The sequence below is a fragment of the Citrobacter sp. Igbk 14 genome (assembly GCF_028069825.1).
Taxonomy (GTDB): Bacteria; Pseudomonadota; Gammaproteobacteria; order Enterobacterales; family Enterobacteriaceae; genus Citrobacter.
Genome location: NZ_JANEWM010000004.1, coordinates 16328 through 34346, shown reverse-complemented (window position 1 = coordinate 34346; position 18019 = coordinate 16328). Strand labels below are relative to the sequence as shown.

Here is an 18019-nt window from a genome sequence, read left to right as displayed (position 1 = left end):
GATTAAATCTCCGGGAAAGTGGAGTCATCAGTTTTTTTCTCCCCAGCCAGCCTTTGTTCCAACTGGGTAATGCGCGCTGCCAGCGCGGCAATTTCAGAGTCTTGTTCCTTTCCGGTCGGCGCGACATGTGACTGCATCCCCCAGCCCTTTTCAGGCTGGTAGAGCGTGGCCCAGATCCACAGAAACGGCCAGATAACATGCAGCGTAAACAGACTTACCCACCCAGCGGTATGAATGGCTTCCGCATGCGGGTGGTTACGCTTTTTAGCCATGTTGTAGGGAATGTCATGGATGGCAATGATTCCGTAAAACAGAACCAGAAAAACGAAGATCAGCACGCCTAATGCGAAATAATTTAGAAACATACCTGCCTCGAATTCACGCTAATTAGAGTTTTTTTGTGCCGGCAGCCGTATGCTTCCTGGCTGATATTTTGAACATAACTGGAGATCGGGGTTTTCGCCATACCACAAAATAAATATTTTTTCTGGTGAGAAATTGCTCTCTTGTGCGAAAAAAAGTGCCAGGGTAGAAGCTGTTGAAGATCACATCCAGGGAATCTGCAATGAAAATACTTTGCGATCTACTTCACAAAAATCCAACAAACAGTGAATTACAAAACGTGAACCAATTCACATTTAATCGCCATTTTTAGCAAATTACTGGGTGCCGATGTTTTTTTGTACCGACATTTTGTGATTGAAATCACATTAACTAGCGCCACACACCCTATATTTACGTGACGCAAGTCACACAAAAGGCCATCGACTGGACAGTTGAACGATTCAGTGCCAGATTTCGCAGTATCTACAGGGTCCGGCTACCTCCTGCCGCTACATTAACAAACCTCGGGCTTTCAGCCTGCGCGATAGCAAACATAAGAAGGGGTGTTTTTATGTCATCCGATATTAAGATCAAGGTGCAAAGCTTTGGTCGATTCCTCAGCAACATGGTGATGCCAAATATCGGCGCGTTTATCGCGTGGGGTATTATCACCGCATTATTCATTCCGACAGGGTGGTTGCCGAACGAAACGCTGGCGAAGCTGGTCGGCCCGATGATCACCTATCTGCTGCCACTGCTGATCGGTTATACCGGTGGTAAGCTGGTAGGCGGCGAACGCGGCGGCGTAGTGGGTGCGATTACCACCATGGGCGTGATCGTCGGTGCTGATATGCCGATGTTCCTCGGTGCGATGATTGCAGGCCCGCTGGGCGGTTGGGCAATCAAACATTTCGACGGCTGGGTAGACGGTAAGATCAAATCCGGTTTTGAGATGCTGGTGAATAACTTCTCCGCTGGCATCATCGGTATGATCCTCGCCATTCTGGCCTTCCTCGGTATTGGCCCATTGGTTGAAGCCCTGTCCAAAATTCTGGCGGCCGGCGTTAACTTTATGGTTGTCCATGACATGCTGCCGCTGGCGTCTATCTTCGTTGAACCGGCGAAAATCCTGTTCCTCAACAACGCCATCAACCACGGTATTTTCTCACCGCTGGGCATTCAGCAGTCCCATGAGATGGGTAAATCCATCTTCTTCCTGATTGAAGCAAACCCAGGCCCGGGTATGGGTGTTCTGCTGGCGTACATGTTCTTCGGTCGCGGTAGCGCTAAACAGTCTGCGGGCGGTGCGGCTATCATCCACTTCCTGGGTGGTATTCACGAAATTTACTTCCCATACGTGCTGATGAACCCACGCCTGATCCTGGCCGTTATCCTCGGCGGTATGACTGGTGTATTCACCCTGACAATCCTGAACGGTGGTCTGGTGTCTCCGGCTTCTCCGGGTTCAATCCTGGCCGTGCTGGCAATGACGCCGAAAGGGGCTTACTTCGCTAACATCGCGGCAATCTGTGCGGCAATGGCGGTCTCTTTTGTGGTCTCGGCGATTCTGCTGAAAACCAGCAAAGTGAAAGAAGAAGATGATATTGATGCGGCAACCCGTCGTATGCAGGACATGAAAGCAGAATCTAAAGGCGCTTCTCCGCTGTCTGCTGGCGATGTCACCAACGACCTGAGCCACGTGCGTAAAATCATCGTCGCCTGTGACGCTGGTATGGGTTCCAGTGCCATGGGTGCAGGCGTACTGCGTAAGAAAGTACAGGATGCTGGTCTGTCGCAGATTTCCGTTACCAACAGCGCAATTAACAATCTGCCGCCGGATGTGGATCTGGTTATTACTCACCGTGATCTGACCGAACGTGCGATGCGCCAGGTTCCGCAGGCTCAGCACATTTCGCTGACCAACTTCCTCGACAGCGGCCTTTACACCAGCCTGACTGAGCGTCTGGTTGCGGCGCAACGCCACAACGTCAACGAAGAAAAAGTACGCGATCACCTGAAAGACAGCTTTGATGAAGGTGATAACAACCTGTTCAAACTGGGTGCGGAGAATATCTTCCTTGGCCGTAAAGCCACCAACAAAGAAGAAGCCATTCTGTTTGCTGGTGAGCAACTGGTGAAAGGCGGCTACGTTGAGCCGGAATACGTCCAGGCAATGCTGGACCGCGAAAAACTGACCTCTACCTACCTGGGTGAGTCCATTGCGGTACCGCACGGCACCATCGAAGCGAAAGATCGCGTGCTGAAAACGGGTATCGTATTCTGCCAGTACCCGGAAGGTGTGCGCTTCGGTGAAGAAGAAGATGATATTGCCCGCCTGGTCATTGGTATCGCTGCGCGTAACAATGAGCATATCCAGGTGATCACCAGCCTGACCAACGCGCTGGATGATGAATCTGTCATCGAACGGCTGGCACATACCACCAGCGTGGATGAAGTTCTGGAACTGCTGGCAGGTCGTAAGTAAGCGTTATTGCCCGGTGGCGCTCACGCTTACCGGGCCTACAAAATCCTCTCCGCAAAGGAGAGGGTTAGGTTGAGGGGAAATCTATGCGGTCCCTCACCCCAGCCCTCTTGGGTAAAAACATTAATGAAGGTTAATACTATGAAAGCATTACATTTTGGCGCAGGTAATATCGGTCGTGGCTTTATCGGCAAACTGCTGGCTGACGCGGGGATACAACTCACCTTTGCGGATGTAAATCAGGTAGTCCTTGATGCCCTGAATGCCCGTCATAGCTATCAGGTTCATGTAGTAGGTGAAAACGAGCAGGTCGATACTGTTTCAGGCGTCAACGCCGTTAGCAGCATCGGTGATGATGTCGTCGACCTGATTGCCCACGTTGATTTAATCACCACGGCTGTGGGTCCGGTTGTGCTTGAGCGTATCGCACCGGCCATCGCCAAAGGGCTGGGCAAACGCAAAGCTCAGGGCATCACCACTCCGCTGAATATCATCGCCTGTGAAAACATGGTGCGCGGAACCACACAGTTGAAAGGCCACGTGATGAACGCACTGGCAGATGAAGACAAAGCCTGGGTTGAAGAACATGTTGGCTTTGTCGATTCCGCCGTGGATCGCATCGTGCCGCCATCTGCTTCTGCGACCCACGATCCGCTGGAAGTGACCGTGGAAACCTTCAGTGAGTGGATTGTCGACAAAACGCAGTTCAAAGGCGTGCTGCCGAACATCCCAGGAATGGAATTAACTGATAACCTGATGGCATTTGTCGAACGTAAACTCTTCACGCTGAACACCGGGCATGCTATAACCGCGTACCTCGGAAAATTGACCGGTCATCAGACCATCCGTGACGCGATTCTCGACGAGAAAATCCGCGCAGTGGTAAAAGGTGCAATGGAAGAGAGCGGCGCGGTACTGATCAAACGCTATGGCTTTGATGCAGCAAAACATGCGGCATACATTCAGAAAATCCTCGGTCGTTTTGAAAACCCGTACCTGAAAGATGACGTTGAGCGCGTGGGCCGTCAGCCGCTGCGTAAACTGAGCGCAGGCGACCGTCTGATTAAACCCCTGCTGGGCACGCTGGAGTATGGTCTGCCGCACGTTAATCTGGTGCAGGGTATTGCCGCTGCGATGCATTACCGCAGTGCAGAAGATCCGCAGGCGCAGGAACTGGCTGCACTGATTGACGAAAAAGGCCCACAGGCCGCTCTGGCGCAAGTGTCCGGACTGGATGCCAACAGTGATGTGGTTGCGGAGGCGGTTAACGCATATAACGCAACCAAATGATACAGAATACGGCGCAGGTCATCCTGCGCCGACATGACAGATTGTCAGATATGCAGGCAATAATGGAACAAACACAGGCCTTTGAAAATCGTGTGCTTGAGCGTCTGAATGCTGGCAAAACCGTACGCAGCTTCCTCATCACCGCCGTAGAATTACTCACCGAGGCGGTGAATATCCTGGTGCTTCAGGTATTTCGCAAAGACGACTATGCGGTGAAATATGCCGTAGAACCGTTACTCGACGGCGATGGCCCGCTGGGCGATCTTTCAGTGCGTCTGAAGCTCATCTACGGCCTGGGCGTACTCAGTCGTCCGGAATATGAAGATGCGGAACTGTTGATGGCACTGCGTGAAGAGTTAAATCACGACGGCAATGAATATGCGTTCACCGATGACGAAATTCTTGGGCCATTTGGTGAGCTGCACTGCGTGACGGCGCTCCCGCCACCCCCGCAGTTTGATACCTCAGACTCGGGTCTGCACGCCATGCAAATCCAGCGTTACCAGCAAATGGTACGCTCCACGATGGTGCTTTCCCTGACCGAGCTGATTTCTAAAATCAGCTTAAAAAAAGCCTTTCAAAAATAAAGCGGAGCGCTTTACTTCCCTTCCTGCTGTGGCCGGTACAGCTGTCGATAGTACGCCAGGCGTTGCAGATACAGCTCGGCATTCTCTTGCGGCACTTCAGAAGGGACAACGTTGCGCGGCGGTGTTTTATTCAAATACTCGCGGAAAGCCTGGCTTGAAGCCATAAAATCGATAGTTTTATCAATAAGAATAGAAACGTTCTCACCTATTTTCGCCATGATGACCAATCCTCCATGTATTCTCCGCGTACGGCCTACGCGGTCGATGATTTAAGTTTAGGATCAGGTGGGCGATTATATTGAGGAAAACGTGCTTCACTATAAACCCGCAAATAAAAAGCACCGCCACCGATCTTATCGCTTAAAATTCCATATTAATCAAAACACTAGCATTATCATTAGCGGAGTAATACTTGCGGTATTTGATTATTTATCTTCGATTAGTTGTGAATAATCCCGCTCTGCGCGCATACTATAGGATATTCATCCTATTTTTATCAGAAGCTATCCTATGAAAGAAGTCGAAAAAAACGAAATTAAACGTCTCAGCGATCGTCTGGACGCTATCCGCCACCAGCAGGCTGACCTGTCTCTGGTTGAAGCCGCCGACAAATATGCCGAGCTGGAAAAAGAGAAAGAAACGCTGGAAGCAGAGATTGCGCGTCTGCGTGAAGTGCATGGTAAGAAGCTGAGCAAAGAAGCACAAAAGCTCTCTAAGCTCCCCTTCCGTCGCGCCATCACCAAAAAAGAACAAGCAGACATGGGTAAGCTGAAGAAAAGCGTGCGCGGCCTGATTGTTGTCCACCCGATGACCGAACTAGGCCGTGAAATGGGCCTGAAAGAGATGACGGGCTTCGCGAAGAGCGAGTTCTAATCGCTCACGCAACGTTGGATTTTCCGTACCCCTACGCAACAAGTGGGGGTACGGCATGCTCGGGCTAAAATCCGAATTTTTCCTAAAATATAATCACACCTTCCATATATAAATTTATTTCAATCGTGTTGCTCTACGTTATAGACCAACAGAACGAGCCGCAATATTCAGTTACATTCATACAATGAATTTTTTCCTCTCTGTCTCTTCCCTCTTCCGCAGAACATAATTGACCAACAAAATTAAATAATATTATCATCCGCAAACACCCGCACCCGACATATACGTATTGTGATTAGTTCTCAGTAAAATATCACCGTTTAAAATTCATTATTAGCATCAGCGACCAGTTGATTACATAACGGTGATGAATATTTTTATTGTTCTCATCACCTATATATCGGCCAGAGGTAAACATATATTTTCGCCATATGAATAGATGAGCAAGTCGTTATTTTTACATCATATAAATAAGGATTTTTATATGCACAAATATGGAAGGTTTATTCCCCCCGTCATCTTAGGATTTTCATTTTTGCTCTCGGCCTGCGATTACACGGCCGATAAAGGCCTTATCGAAACGCTGAAGAAACAGCAGCAAGAGCAAGAAGCAAAGATAAACCTACTGGAAAAACAGCAAACTAGCGTTATCTCGGCGACGACAAAACTCGCTCATGTCGTTGGCCGTATCGAACGTAAACAACGCTTGTTCGAATACACGGAATTGGACCCATCACAAACCCGCTACTTTGTCATTAATAACGGCAATGTCGGGTTAGCGGGACGCATTCTATCTATTGAACCCATTGATAATGGCAGCGTTATACATATTTCGCTGGTTAATTTATTAAGCGTACCTGTTTCTAACGTTGGTTTTCATGCCACCTGGGGCGGTGAAAAGCCTATTGATCTAAAAGAATATGCCAAATGGCAACAGTTGCTATTTAGCACCGCCATGAACTCCACGCTGAAATTATTACCAGGTCAATGGCAAGACATTAACTTAACGTTAAAAGGGGTGTCGCCCAATAACCTGAAATACCTCAAGTTGGCGATTAATATGCAGAATATCAACTTCGACAATCTTCCCCCTGCTGATACCAGGCAGAAAAAAAGCAAAAAATAAATGCAGTTATTGCACTTATAACAAGGAATAGAGAGCACCAACAATGAACAAAATTTTTAAAGTTATCTGGAACCCTGCAACTGGCAACTTCACTGTCGCCAGTGAAACAGCGAAAGGTCGTGGCAAGAAATCTGGGCGCAGGAAGCTGTTAGTATCTGCATTAGTCGCCGGTGGGCTGATGTCGTCGTTTGGGGCAAGTGCTTCTGTCAGTCTCGATGGTGGTACATATTCTGATGGCACCGAAATAACAGACAGATGGATTGCTATTGGTCAAGGTGCGCAGGCTTCCTCTGCATCCGGTGGCTCAGCAAGTATTGCTATTGGGGTAAATGCATTATCTGCTGCGGGGGCTACTGCAGTGGGTTTTCAGAGTAGTGCTACTGGACAAAGTTCAGTAGCAATGGGGCAGCTATCGAAAGCCACAGGGAGCAGGGGGGTTGCTATCGGAAGTGGCGCTAGTGCCGCTGGCGACTATAGCCTGGCATTCGGTAGATCGGCCTTGGGCAATGGCACAGGCTCCATTGCAATGGGTGACGAAAGCGAAGCCAACGGATTATATAGTTTGGCATTCGGCGCAAACAGCATAGCTAAAGCGGACAATACCGTTGCGTTTGGATATGGTGCCAGTGCAACCAAAACTGGAGCAATGGCTTTCGGTCAGGCTGGAAAAGCAGACGGTTTAAATTCTATTGCGTTAGGTAATAAAAGTCAGGCAAGCAGCGAAAACAGTATTGCGATTGGACAAGAAAGCTATTCTAGTAGTGAAAAAAGTATTGCGATTGGTAGCCTGTCCAATGTAACTGGTGTCAACTCCGTTGCTCTGGGCACAGAGTCTACTGCCGCAGAAGATAATACTGTTTCAGTGGGTAACGATACGCAGCAGCGTAAAATTGTCCATATGGCAAAAGGCGATATCAGCAGTACCAGTACTGATGCCATCAATGGTTCACAGCTTTATGATATCAGTAAGTCAGTTGCAGACCGTCTGGGCGGTGGTGCCTCAGTGAGTACTGCCGGAGTTGTTAACGCCCCTAGCTACAAACTGCAAAGTGGTAACTTTAATAATGTTGGCGACGCGTTAAAGGGAATTGACGATAATACATTACAATGGGACTCGCTTAAAAACGTCTACAGTGCAGCACACGGCTCCGATGCCACCAGCACAATTACTAATGTAAAAGCGGGTGCATTGAGCGCATCTAGCACCGATGCGGTTAACGGTTCTCAGCTATTTGAAACCAATCAGAACGTGGCGCAAAACACCACCGACATCGCAACAAACACGACAAATATCGCGACCAATACCACGGACATTGCAACAAACACCGGCAATATCGCGACCAACACCACGGACATTGCGACCAATACCAGCAATATCGCAACCAACACAACCAACATCACCAATCTGAATACCTCGGTTTCCGACCTCAGCACCACCGTGACGGATCTCACCAATGATGCTCTGCTGTGGGATGCTACCGCTGGCGCGTTTAGCGCCGGTCATGGTGCCAACACCACCAGTAAGATCACCAACGTGGCGGCCGGTACTCTGTCCGCAGACAGTACCGATGCGGTTAACGGTTCTCAGCTATTTGAAACCAATCAGAACGTGACGCAAAACACCACTGACATCGCGACCAATGCGACCAATATCGCGACCAACACAACCGATATCGCAACAAACACGACAAATATCGCGACCAATACCACGGATATTGCGACCAATACCAGCAATATCGCAACCAACACCACGGATATTGCGACCAATACCAGCAATATCGCAACCAACACAACCAACATCACCAATCTGAATACCTCGGTTTCCGACCTCAGCACCACCGTGACGGATCTCACCAATGATGCCCTGCTGTGGGATTCGACCGCTGGCGCGTTTAGTGCCGGTCATGGCACCAACACCACCAGTAAGATCACCAACGTGGCGGCCGGTACTCTGTCCGCAGACAGCACCGATGCGGTTAACGGTTCTCAGCTATTTGAAACCAATCAGAACGTGGCGCAAAACACCACTGACATCGCGACCAATACGACGAATATCGCGACCAACACAACCGATATCGCTAACCTTAATACCTCGGTTTCCGACATCAACACCACCGTAACGGATCTCACCAATGATGCTCTGCTGTGGGATGCGGCCGCAGGCGCGTTTAGCGCCAGTCACGGTACTAACACCACCAACAAAATTACCAATGTCGCCGCAGGCACCCTGTCCGCAGACAGCACCGATGCGGTTAACGGTTCTCAGCTGTATGAAACCAACCAGAATGTGGCGCAGAACACCACCAATATCACGACGAACACCACCGATATTGCCGAACTGAACACGTCTATTTCCGACATGAGCACCACCATCACCGGCCTCTCGGACGATGCCCTGCTGTGGGATGCAACATCAGGCGCGTTTAGCGCCAGCCACGGTGCCAACGCCACCAGCAAGATAATTAACGTAGCGGCCGGCACCCTGTCCGCAGACAGCACCGATGCGGTTAACGGTGCTCAACTGTATGAAACCAATCAAAACGTAGCGCAAAACACCACGGATATTGAGGAGATCAACACCTCAATCACCAACCTTAGCGGCGACGCGTTGAAATGGGATGACACAGCAGAGGCATTTAGCGCCAGTCACGGTACTAACGCCACCAACAAAATTACCAATGTCGCCGCAGGCACCCTGTCCGCAGACAGCACTGATGCCGTCAACGGCGCTCAACTGTATGAGACAAATCAGCTAATCGCCCTGAATAGCGAAGTTATTAACAACTTAGCCGGCGATACCAGCGACACCTACATCACCAACAACGGGACGGGTATGAAATACGTCCGCACTAACGACACCGGGCTCACCGAAGATGACGCGCACGCCTCTGGCATTGGCGCGACGGCCGTCGGTTATAACGCTGTCGCATCAGGTGCCAGCAGCCTGGCTTTAGGTCAAAATAGCCAAAGCATCGTCGATACGGGGATTGCGCTGGGCAGCGGGTCAGTATCAAACCGCACCATCTCCTCAAACAAACAGGCGACCAGCGTGACGAGCGATGGCGTCGTTATCGGCTATGACACCACGGACAGAACTCTGCTTGGCGCATTGTCCCTGGGTACCGATGGTGAAAGCTATCGTCAAATCACCAACGTTGCGGATGGTTCTGAAGCACAAGACGCCGTCACGGTACGCCAGCTGCAAAACGCGATTTCCGCCGTATCGACCACGCCAACACAATATTTCCATGCGAATTCGGACGAAGAAGACGCGCTGGCGGTTGGCGCTAACTCCATTGCCGTCGGCCCGAAAACCGTCGTCAATGGCGATACGGGCGTAGGCATTGGCTATGGCGCGACGGTTGCGCAAACGGCCAGCAATGGCATAGCTTTTGGAACAAACGCACAGGCAAACCATGCTGATAGCGTTGCGCTTGGGAGCAATTCACAAACCACCGTAGGCGCGCAAAGCAGCTATACCGCTTACAATTTGGATACCGCGCAAAGCTCAAGCGGAGAAGTGTCTGTAGGCAGCGCATCCGGCCAGAGGCAAATCACCAACGTTGCTGCGGGTACGCAAGATACCGATGCCGTTAACGTTGCGCAGTTGAAAGCCACCGATAGCCGCGTTGCCGCCAATACCGAAAGTATCACCAATCTGAATACGCAGGTGAGCAGCCTTGATACCCGGGTCACGAATATTGAAAACTCTGTTGGCGATATTGTGACAACGGGTAATACCAAGTACTTCAAGACCAGCTCAACGGGTGACGATGCCAATGCTCAGGGCGCGGACAGCGTCGCGATTGGCTCTGGATCTATCGCTTCTGCTGATAATAGCGTCGCCCTGGGGACTAACTCCGTGGCCGATGAAGCCAATACCGTTTCTGTGGGTTCATCCACACAGCAACGCCGTATTACCAACGTCGCCGCTGGGGTCAATAACACCGACGCGGTTAACGTGGCACAGTTGAAAGCCTCCGAAGCAGGTTCCGTCCGTTATGAAACCAATTCTGATGGGTCGATAAACTACAGTACGCTCAACCTCGGAGACGGCAGCGGCGGCACGACACGCATCGGCAATGTTTCTGCCGCGGTGAATGACACAGATGCGGTTAACTATGCGCAATTGAAAAAGAGCGTAGAAGAAGCAAATACCTACACCGACCAGAAAATGGGTGAGATGAATAGTAAAATCAAAGGTGTAGAGAACAAGATGAGCGGCGGTATCGCTTCTGCCATGGCGATGGCAGGTCTTCCACAGGCCTACGCGCCTGGCGCCAACATGACCTCGATTGCGGGAGGTACATTTAATGGCGAGAGCGCAATCGCGCTTGGTGTCTCCATGGTGAGCGAAAGTGGTGGCTGGGTCTATAAATTACAAGGAACCAGCAACAGCCAGGGTGATTACTCGGCGGCCATTGGTATGGGTTTCCAGTGGTAATCCGTTAACGACATCACCGATGCTAAAGGCAATGGCCACGCCGCCATTGCCTTTTTATTTTCTTCACACTCCTGTTATTGGCCCTACCAATTATCACCAGATCCGAATACCCCCTCACATTTCGTTAAAATTAGCCTACAATACCGTTGCCAATAAATAACATCTGGTTAACCATTCGTTGTCATTATCCCTACACAACAATATTGGCAGGGCCACTTTTACACATAATGTGACGAAGAGATGAGCAAAGACTCATTCCATTATGTTGAAGGCCCTCAGGAGACCTGCAATGAATCTCTGGCAACAAAACTACGACCCGGCGGGTAACATTTGGCTTTCCAGCCTGATAGCATCGCTACCTATCCTGTTCTTTTTCTTCGCGCTGATTAAGCTCAAGCTAAAAGGCTATGTTGCGGCGTCCTGGACGGTGGTGATCGCTCTGGCGGTCGCCCTGTTGTTCTACAAAATGCCGGTCGATCACGCTTTGGCCTCGGTGGTGTACGGCTTCTTTTATGGTCTGTGGCCGATTGCCTGGATCATCATCGCAGCGGTGTTTGTCTATAAAATCTCGGTTAAAACCGGGCAGTTCGACATCATCCGGTCATCAATACTCTCCATTACCCCCGACCAGCGTCTGCAAATGCTGATCGTCGGTTTCTCCTTTGGGGCATTCCTCGAAGGGGCGGCAGGCTTTGGCGCGCCGGTTGCCATTACCGCCGCGCTGCTGGTTGGTCTGGGCTTTAACCCGCTGTACGCAGCCGGGCTGTGCCTGATCGTAAATACCGCGCCGGTCGCCTTTGGCGCGATGGGTATTCCGATTCTGGTTGCCGGTCAGGTTACCGGACTGGACAGCTTCGAGATTGGCCAGATGGTCGGTCGTCAGTTGCCATTCCTGACGATTATCGTACTGTTCTGGATTATGGCGATTATGGATGGCTGGCGCGGCGTGAAAGAAACCTGGCCTGCGGTAATGGTCGCTGGCGGCTCGTTTGCTATCGCCCAGTACCTCAGTTCTAACTTTATCGGACCAGAATTGCCGGACATCATCTCTTCTCTGGTTTCGCTGGTGTGTCTGACGCTGTTCCTGAAGCGCTGGCAGCCGGTACGCATCTTCCGTTTTGGCGATATGGGCGCTTCGCAGGTCGATATGGACCTGTCGCGCACCCGCTACACCGCCGGGCAAATTATCCGCGCCTGGTCTCCGTTCCTGTTCCTGACCGCCACCGTCACACTGTGGAGCGTACCGCCGTTTAAAGCGCTGTTTGCACCTGGCGGGGCGATGTACCACTGGGTCGTCAACATTCCGGTTCCGTTCCTCGATAAGCTGGTTGCCCGTATGCCACCGGTGGTACACGAAGCCACAGCGTATGCCGCAGTGTACAAATTTGACTGGTTCTCAGCGACCGGCACCGCCATCCTGTTTGCCGCCCTGCTGTCTATCGTTTGGCTGAAGATGAAACCCTCTGCCGCTCTGCAGACCTTTGGCAGCACACTGAAAGATCTGGCGCTGCCTATTTACTCCATCGGGATGGTACTGGCATTCGCATTTATCTCTAACTACTCCGGGCTTTCATCAACGCTGGCGTTAGCACTGGCTCACACGGGCAGCGCGTTCACTTTCTTCTCGCCGTTCCTCGGCTGGTTGGGGGTATTCCTGACGGGCTCTGATACCTCGTCAAACGCCTTGTTCGCAGCGCTACAGGCAACGGCGGCGCAGCAAATCGGTGTTTCTGACGTACTGATGGTAGCGGCAAATACCACTGGCGGCGTAACCGGCAAGATGATCTCTCCGCAGTCTATCGCCATCGCCTGTGCGGCAGTGGGACTGGTTGGCAAAGAATCTGATCTGTTCCGCTTCACCGTCAAACACAGCCTGATTTTCACCTGCATGGTGGGTGTGATCACCACACTGCAGGCCTATGTCTTAACCTGGATGATTCCATGATAGTGATGCCCAGACGCCTGTCAGACGAGGTTGCATCTCGTGTGCGGGCGCTGATTGAAGAACAACAGCTGGAGGCGGGCATGAAGTTGCCCGCTGAACGCCAACTGGCCGTACAGCTGGGCGTATCACGTAACTCGCTACGTGAGGCGTTAGCTAAGCTGGTGAGCGAAGGCGTGTTGATCAGCCGCCGTGGCGGTGGGACGTTTGTCCGCTGGCAGCATGAGGCCTGGTCTGAACAGAACATCGTTCAGCCGCTGAAAACGCTGATGGCAGACGATCCCGATTACAGTTTCGATATTCTGGAAGCCCGTCACGCCATCGAAGCCAGCACCGCCTGGCATGCCGCCATGCGTGCCACTGCCACCGACAAAGAGAAAATCCGGCTCTGTTTCGACGCCACGCAAAGCGAAGACCCCGATCTCGCCTCGCAGGCAGACGTGCGCTTTCACCTCGCCATTGCTGAAGCGTCGCACAACGTGGTGCTGCTACAAACTATGCGCGGTTTCTTCGACGTCCTGCAGTCTTCGGTAAAACAGAGCCGCCAACGTATGTATCTGGTACCGCCCGTCTTTTCACAGTTGACGGAGCAACATCAGGCCGTACTGGATGCCATCGTTGCCGGGGATGCCGACGGCGCACGGAAGGCCATGATGGCGCACCTTAGTTTCGTCCACACCACGATTAAACGATTTGATGAAGATCAGGCCCGCCAGGCGCGTATCACCCGCCTGCCCGGTGACCCTGGTGAGAATAGCAGGGAGAACAACACATGATTATTTCAGCCGCCAGCGACTATCGCGCCGCAGCCCAGCGCATCCTACCCCCTTTCTTGTTCCACTATATTGACGGTGGAGCGTACGCAGAACACACCTTGCGCCGTAACGTGGCAGACCTGTCGGAAGTGGCGCTGCGCCAGCGCGTGCTGAAGAACATGTCCGACCTGAGTCTGGAAACCACCCTGTTCAACGAAAAATTGTCGATGCCGGTGGCATTAGCCCCGGTCGGTTTGTGTGGCATGTATGCGCGTAGGGGTGAAGTTCAGGCCGCCGCCGCCGCTGATGCCAAAGGTATTCCATTTACGCTTTCTACGGTTTCCGTCTGCCCGATTGAAGAAGTCGCCCCGACCATCAAACGCCCAATGTGGTTCCAGCTGTACGTCCTTCGCGATCGCGGCTTTATGCGTAATGCACTGGAGCGCGCCAAAGCGGCAGGCTGCTCCACGCTGGTCTTTACTGTCGATATGCCCACGCCTGGCGCCCGCTATCGTGATGCCCATTCCGGTATGAGCGGCCCGAATGCGGCGCTGCGCCGTTACTGGCAAGCGGTCACCCATCCACAGTGGGCATGGGACGTTGGTCTGAATGGTCGTCCGCATGATTTAGGCAATATCTCGACTTATCTTGGAAAACCTACCGGTCTTGAGGATTACATCGGCTGGCTGGCAAATAACTTCGATCCGTCTATTTCCTGGAAAGACCTCGAGTGGATCCGCGAATTCTGGGAGGGTCCGATGGTGATCAAAGGGATCCTCGATCCGGAAGATGCTCGTGATGCCGTCCGTTTCGGCGCTGATGGCATTGTCGTTTCTAACCATGGTGGCCGCCAGTTGGATGGTGTGCTGTCTTCTGCTCGCGCGCTGCCCGCCATTGCCGATGCGGTAAAAGGCGATATCACCATTCTGGCAGACAGCGGGATCCGTAACGGTCTGGACGTCGTGCGTATGATTGCGCTGGGTGCTGATAGCGTCCTTTTGGGTCGCGCTTACCTGTACGCATTGGCGACACACGGACAGGCTGGTGTGGCGAATCTGCTGAACCTGATCGAAAAAGAGATGAAGGTGGCAATGACGCTGACTGGCGCGAAATCGATTAGCGAAATCAGCCGCGATTCTCTGGTGCAGGAGCTGGGTAAGAGCTTGCCTGCTGCATTGGCTCCTCTGGCTCAGGGTAGCGCTGCGTAACACTCTCTCCCGTAAATTGCGTTTTCTGCATGGTCGGCCTGTTTTCAGCCCGACCATTTTTTATTCAAAAAAATAACGACCAGTTAACATTTACAACCAATATATTTGACAACTTTTTATCCACCTGCCAAATGTATATACAAGCTAATACAAGGGTAATTTATACCGATAACAACCATCATAACGGGCGAGGGTGACATGGCTTATTCCGGTAAAGTGAATATCCAGCAGGCGATAGATGACAGTCGTTTTTCACGGTTTCACTGGGTCATTATTGTCCTGGGCTTTCTGGTTTTAGCCATTGACGGCTTCGATACGGCGGCAATGGGTTACATTGCCCCCACGCTCTCTGCCGACTGGGGTATCAAGAAACAAGATCTTGGGCCAGTATTGAGTGCCGCGCTATTGGGACTCTCATTTGGCGCATTATTAGCCGGACCGATTTCCGATCGTATGGGCCGTAAGCGCGTACTGGTGTTTTCCTGCCTGTTCTTTGGGCTCGCCAGTCTGGGCACCGCCTATGCACAGACGCTGAATATGCTCACATTTTGGCGCTTTCTCACCGGTCTTGGACTCGGTGCAGCAATGCCAAACGCCATCACACTGGTCTCAGAATTTGCCCCTAAACGCTGCCGTTCAATGGCCATTAATACCATGTACTGCGGCTTCCCTCTTGGTGCTGCGGGTGGCGGAGTTATCTCCTCCTGGCTCATTCCCAGCTACGGCTGGCACAGCGTACTGCTGGCTGGTGCAATCGCCCCGCTGGCACTCACCGTGTTATTGGTACTGTTCCTGCCAGAATCGGTGAAGTATTTGGTTCACCGTGGCAAAGAGATCGCGCAAATCAAACGCATAGCCCAACGCTTTATGTCGGGGAGCCTGGAGCAGGTCACCCAGTTTTACCTGGAAGAAGATCGGGTGGCGGTGAAAAAAGGCAGCGTAGCGCAGCTATTCAGTATGCCCTGGCTACCGGGCACGCTGATGCTGTGGATGACCTACTTTATGGGGCTGGTGATCTATTACGTCCTGCTCAGTTGGATGCCAACGCTGATGCTGGGAATGGGCTACCCGCTGGCAGAGTCCGCCTGGCTGACATCACTATTCACCTTCGGTGGCACGGCAGGGATCCTGCTGGCCGGCTGGTTGATGGATCGCTGGGAAGCACACAAAGTGGTTTCACTTGGCTTTATGCTGACGATGCTGTTTGCCCTCGCGCTCGGCTTTGAGCATAACCATATCGTCCTGTTCGGCGCACTGATCTTCCTGATGGGGATTACCATGAACGGCGCACAGTCCGGGCTACAGACGCTGGCTGCAACGTTTTATCCCACTCATTGCCGCGCAACCGGCATTGCCTGGATGCAAGGTGTGGGCCGCTTTGGTGGCGTAGCCGGCACCATGATGAGCGCCCAACTGCTCTCCCTGCAATGGCAGGCCGACAGCATCTTGATGTTCCTCAGCCTTCCAGCGCTGGTCGCGGCTGCCGCAACGATTTACAAGCTGCAACGCTATAAACCGCAGTCTCTGACCGTCGCATAGTACCCGCTCTTTCTGCTATTCTGCCCCCCGTTATCAAGGGGGCAGTATGCTTAACATCGTTTTATTCGAACCAGAAATCCCGCCAAATACCGGCAATATTATCCGTCTTTGCGCCAATACCGGCTTTCGTCTGCATATTATTGAGCCAATGGGCTTTACCTGGGACGACAAGCGCCTGCGTCGCGCGGGGCTGGATTACCATGAGTTTACCGCCGTGCTGCGCCACCCTGATTATGCCGCCTTCGTCGCCGCAGAAAACCCGCAGCGTCTGTTTGCCCTGACCACCAAAGGTACGCCTGCACACAGTGCGGTAAGCTATCAGGATGGGGATTACCTGATGTTTGGCCCGGAAACGCGCGGTCTTCCAGCCAGCATTCTTGATGCCTTGCCTGCCGAACAAAAAATTCGTATTCCGATGATGCCGGACAGCCGCAGCATGAACCTGTCAAATGCAGTGTCGGTGGTGGTGTATGAGGCCTGGCGCCAGTTGGGGTATCCTGGCGCGGTATTACGTAGTTGATTTTAGTCGGATGCGGCTAGCGCCTTATCCGACCTACGAGGTTTGTCGGCCCGGTAAGCACTGCACCTCCGGGCATAGCTCGAAATCAGATGCCATCGCCGTATTCGAACGTATGGTGTATCCCATTGAAATGCTGATCCATATCCATGGACGGTTTATCGCTGTCGGGCTTGCCGACAATACGCGCCGGAACGCCTGCGGCGGTAGTGTGCGGCGGTACAGGCTGGAGAACGACAGAGCCTGCGCCAATCTTCGCGCCGCGTCCAACCTCGATATTACCAAGGATTTTCGCGCCAGCGCCAATCATCACGCCTTCACGAATTTTCGGATGACGGTCGCCGCCTGCTTTACCGGTCCCGCCAAGCGTGACGGATTGCAGAATAGATACGTCGTTTTCAATTACCGCAGTTTCACCCACGACAATGCCTGTAGCGTGGTCGAGCATAATACCGCGACCAATTTTTGCCGCCGGGTGGATGTCCACCTGGAAGGTAACAGAGACCTGATTTTGCAGGAAGATCGCCAGCGCCTGACGCCCCTGATGCCATAGCCAGTGCCCGATGCGGTAGGCCTGCAGCGCATGGAAGCCTTTCAGGTACAGAAGTGGGGTGGAATATTTATCGACTGCCGGGTCACGCGTGCGCACAGCCTGGATATCGCAGGCCGCCGAGGCAATCATTTCAGGATCGGCCGCATAAGCCTCTTCCACAACTTCGCGAATCGCAATGGCGGGCATGATCGGAGAAGCAAGTTTGTTCGCCAGCATATAGCTCAGCGCACTGCCGAGATTCTCATGCTTGAGCAGCGTCGCGTGGTAAAAACTGGCCAGCATTGGCTCACATTCCGCCAGTGCCCGGGCTTCCGCTTTAATATTTTTCCAGACAATATCCAGTTCTTCACACGGCATTGCGTACTCCAGAAGGTAGCAA

The 18019-nt window shown here is 52.2% G+C and carries 14 protein-coding genes; 11 read left to right on the top strand and 3 right to left on the bottom strand.

The features are described from left to right. Positions 1–2: 2 nt before the first annotated feature. A complete protein-coding gene (locus NNN64_RS02585; protein ID WP_271440363.1) occupies positions 3–365 on the bottom strand; it encodes a DUF3302 domain-containing protein in 363 nt (120 codons plus the stop codon). A gap of 530 nt (positions 366–895) precedes the next feature. Here NNN64_RS02585 and mtlA point away from each other — a divergent pair. The 3 genes from mtlA (at position 896) to mtlR (ending at position 4683) form a co-directional block, all read left to right on the top strand. Continuing rightward, the gene (gene mtlA / locus NNN64_RS02580; RefSeq protein WP_202037423.1) at positions 896–2809 is read left to right on the top strand and encodes a PTS mannitol transporter subunit IICBA; all 1914 of its coding nucleotides are present in this window, start codon (positions 896–898) and stop codon (positions 2807–2809) included. 138 nt (positions 2810–2947) lie between these two features. Further along, positions 2948–4096 (top strand): mannitol-1-phosphate 5-dehydrogenase, encoded by a 1149-nt coding sequence (gene mtlD, locus NNN64_RS02575; RefSeq protein WP_271440362.1) that lies wholly within the window; start codon positions 2948–2950, stop codon positions 4094–4096. After that, positions 4093–4683 (top strand): mannitol operon repressor MtlR, encoded by a 591-nt coding sequence (mtlR, locus tag NNN64_RS02570; RefSeq protein ID WP_271440361.1) that lies wholly within the window; start codon positions 4093–4095, stop codon positions 4681–4683. Before mtlD ends, mtlR begins: the two co-directional genes overlap by 4 nt. An 11-nt stretch (positions 4684–4694) precedes the next feature. Here mtlR and NNN64_RS02565 read toward each other — a convergent pair whose 3' ends face one another. Further along, on the bottom strand, positions 4695–4901 hold the full coding sequence (locus NNN64_RS02565) for a hypothetical protein (protein ID WP_271440360.1): 207 nt from the start codon (positions 4899–4901) through the stop codon (positions 4695–4697). A 292-nt stretch (positions 4902–5193) separates the two neighbouring features. Between NNN64_RS02565 and NNN64_RS02560 the strand changes: the two genes are divergently transcribed. The 8 genes from NNN64_RS02560 to trmL all read left to right on the top strand — a co-directional run bounded on the left by NNN64_RS02560 (position 5194) and on the right by trmL (position 17090). Beyond that, the gene (locus NNN64_RS02560; protein ID WP_271440359.1) at positions 5194–5556 is read left to right on the top strand and encodes a YibL family ribosome-associated protein; all 363 of its coding nucleotides are present in this window, start codon (positions 5194–5196) and stop codon (positions 5554–5556) included. Positions 5557–6040: 484 nt separating this feature from the next. Beyond that, entirely contained in the window at positions 6041–6682 is a 642-nt protein-coding gene (locus NNN64_RS02555) for a DUF3251 domain-containing protein (protein ID WP_271440358.1), read from the top strand. A 43-nt stretch (positions 6683–6725) separates the two neighbouring features. Next, positions 6726–11126, top strand: a complete 4401-nt coding sequence (locus tag NNN64_RS02550; protein WP_271440357.1) for a YadA-like family protein — start codon at positions 6726–6728, stop codon at positions 11124–11126. A 289-nt stretch (positions 11127–11415) separates the two neighbouring features. After that, entirely contained in the window at positions 11416–13071 is a 1656-nt protein-coding gene (gene lldP / locus NNN64_RS02545) for an L-lactate permease (protein ID WP_271440356.1), read from the top strand. Next, entirely contained in the window at positions 13068–13844 is a 777-nt protein-coding gene (gene lldR / locus NNN64_RS02540; protein WP_271440355.1) for a transcriptional regulator LldR, read from the top strand. The genes lldP and lldR overlap by 4 nt, the downstream gene beginning before the upstream one ends. Continuing rightward, entirely contained in the window at positions 13841–15031 is a 1191-nt protein-coding gene (gene lldD / locus NNN64_RS02535) for an FMN-dependent L-lactate dehydrogenase LldD (protein ID WP_271440354.1), read from the top strand. Before lldR ends, lldD begins: the two co-directional genes overlap by 4 nt. A gap of 198 nt (positions 15032–15229) precedes the next feature. After that, positions 15230–16570, top strand: coding sequence for an MFS transporter (locus NNN64_RS02530; protein ID WP_271440353.1), 1341 nt, complete (start codon positions 15230–15232; stop codon positions 16568–16570). 46 nt (positions 16571–16616) lie between these two features. Beyond that, positions 16617–17090 carry a tRNA (uridine(34)/cytosine(34)/5-carboxymethylaminomethyluridine(34)-2'-O)-methyltransferase TrmL gene (trmL, locus tag NNN64_RS02525; protein WP_003827329.1) on the top strand — a complete coding sequence of 158 codons (474 nt, stop codon included), beginning with the start codon at positions 16617–16619 and terminating at the stop codon, positions 17088–17090. 85 nt (positions 17091–17175) lie between these two features. Here trmL and cysE read toward each other — a convergent pair whose 3' ends face one another. Then, on the bottom strand, positions 17176–17997 hold the full coding sequence (cysE, locus tag NNN64_RS02520) for a serine O-acetyltransferase (protein WP_003024160.1): 822 nt from the start codon (positions 17995–17997) through the stop codon (positions 17176–17178). Between the last annotated feature and the right edge of the window lie 22 nt (positions 17998–18019).